Origin of the sequence: Sulfobacillus harzensis, from assembly GCF_012933365.1 — a bacterium.
GTDB lineage: Bacteria > Bacillota > Sulfobacillia > Sulfobacillales > Sulfobacillaceae > Sulfobacillus_B > Sulfobacillus_B harzensis.
Map to the genome: position 1 here is coordinate 1 of NZ_JABBVZ010000221.1, position 2,369 is coordinate 2,369.

Genomic DNA, 2,369 nt, shown 5'->3' on the forward strand with positions numbered 1-2,369 from the left:
GATTGAGTGTCCCAACTGACCCGTTGCGGCCGCAACGGGCTTCAGCCATACCTCGATTATTGTCAGCGAAGCCCCGGCCCTCCATTGGAGTCCGGGACTTTGCGCTTTGCAACCCTTTCGAGCCATTAGGTCCAGATGTGGGTAATGATTAGCCCCAGCGGGGCAGCCTCTTAGTGGACTAACTATTTCCCCTAACACTTCGACCACAACACAAATCACGGCCCTCCGCCTGGGCGTAGCAGTGCAAGCAGCCTTTCTCGTAGACCAGGCTCGCGTGTTGCATGCGCGGCACAAATCCTGAGTCTCCCCACGGATAAATCCGGGGGTTCCGGTCTCCTGTTGGCTCTCCAGGCTCCTGGGTCGCCCCTACACCATCCTAGGCCTCACACAACATTCTTCTGCATCGAGTGCTTACTATCCCGGTCGCAGACGAACCGCTCCGACCCTTTCGGGTGTTCTTGCGACGCAAGACTCTCGCGGCTTCTTTGTACTCGCAAGCCCGTCTGCAGAAGTGACTCCACTTCCGATTCCCGAAGAAATCTGCTTGCAAAAATAGTCTCGCTCAAAAGCCGATGCTCTTCAAGATTTTGGCCCTAACGGGCCAACGAGCTTATATCCCCATGCGTAAACGCCGGGGCTTTACGCCCGATTTTGGTAAGGACGCGGGTGACGCTTCGTGAATAATTGTGGCGAAACATCACTAAGTGTATTTCCACGCCCCGGTTATCCCGTCTCCTCATCCCGGCAGCGCCGCACCGCCTCCGGCCACGTCAAGCCATCGGCCGATCCCCAAAGTTCCAAAGCAGCCAAATACACATCACGCTCCATGAGGGACATCCCCGTCCAGCTCAGCACCACCTGGACATAGGATGCAATGCCCCGGCGGTCCAACGACGGGAGAATCGCCGACAAGCGTTCCAACCACTCTGCCAACATCACGGGATCCACGCGCGCCGACACAAAGCCGCGGTCGCACTCCTCAAACCACCGCCGCTGAGGCCCTTCGGCATACACCTGGGCACGGATCAGCGTCGCCGTATTCACCCACCGCTTGGGCAGGTCGTCGGCGGCTGGTTCCCCGTGGTCCGCAGCGACCAACGCATCGTAGCGGGCAAACCACGTTTCCGGCGCCGGAGCGGGTCGCATGGTCACACTGCCGTCCTCATTGCTTGTCACCACTAATTTTCCGTCATCAGGCACAAGAAAGGCGCGTCGCAGGGCCACAGGAACCGTTACGACGCCGCGGCTGGATTGATATTTGGCAATAGCCACAGTCGGACGATGGTTGGCGGCATAAGTGCGAAATTCTGCTGCCCGGTCCTTATCATCCGCCCCGCGCCCTGTCTGTTCAGCATCAGACATCTAATCGACTCCTTTCGGCAATCCTTGCGGTGCCTCTGTCTTCACATCATACCATGAGGGTCGCCGCGGAATCATAAGCCCGGAGGCCGCATCCGACAGAACTGACTTGTGTCCGATTGTCCGCCGTCGATCCCCGTGAATCCAGACACCGCAAGCGGTTTCGGATTGGGGGCCACGAAGGGGGACTGTGCCGGTCAGCGAGGCCATCGCGAAAACACGACACAAGGAGTCGATCACCCAATTATGTAGCGGATACCGTGTTATAATGACGCAAGACAGCTATCGAGAAGTGAGGGTCGCGATGAATATTGTCGAGCCGATCCGGAACCCCACAGACATCCAGGCCATCAAGGCGCAGTTGCATGCGACCAATCTGCGAGATTATGCGTGGTTTGTGCTAGGAATTAATACGGGATTCCGCATCAGCGACCTCTTGCGGCTCAAAGTTGGCGATGTGCGGTTGTCGAAGTCGCGATGGGTCGACCGGCTCCGGGTCACGGAACAGAAGACGGGCAAGCAGAAGGAGTGTCCCTTAAGCGACGCCATTAAAAAGGCGCTGGGGGAATATCTCGCCACGCGCCCCGACTGTCGCCTGACGGACCCCTTGTTCCCCTCGCAAAAAGGGGGCCGGCCCCTGCGGCGGCAAGCGGCCTGGGCCATCCTGAAAGAGGCGGCCGCCGCCGTGGGATTCACGGATCCCATTGGCACCCACACGCTGCGCAAGACGTTCGGCTACCACGCCTATCGCCAAGGCATCGACATTACGCTGCTCCAGGACCTCTTTAACCATGCCGAGCCGCGGGTGACCCTGCGGTACATTGGCATCAACCGCGATCAACGGGATGCCGTGTACCTGTCGTTGGATTTATGACCCCGGGATTGCGTCCGTCATAAAATGTGGGTAAACTACACATAGAAATACAGGTGCATGCCATCCGGCCCATGCCGAATGACGTGCAGAGCTCCGAAGTCTGCGATCGATTGACGAAGAGCGACATCGAGTAACC

2 protein-coding genes are annotated in these 2,369 nt (G+C 58.5%); one reads left to right on the top strand and one right to left on the bottom strand.

Annotated features, from left to right (window positions below; genetic code table 11):
• Window positions 1-723: 723 nt before the first annotated feature.
• A complete protein-coding gene (locus HIJ39_RS22540; RefSeq protein ID WP_169103279.1) occupies window positions 724-1,362 on the bottom strand; it encodes a hypothetical protein in 639 nt (212 codons plus the stop codon).
• Window positions 1,363-1,663: 301 nt separating this feature from the next.
• Here HIJ39_RS22540 and HIJ39_RS22545 point away from each other — a divergent pair, with 301 nt between their 5' ends.
• Window positions 1,664-2,233 (top strand): site-specific integrase, encoded by a 570-nt coding sequence (locus tag HIJ39_RS22545; RefSeq protein ID WP_169103280.1) that lies wholly within the window; start codon window positions 1,664-1,666, stop codon window positions 2,231-2,233.
• Window positions 2,234-2,369 lie beyond the last annotated feature (136 nt).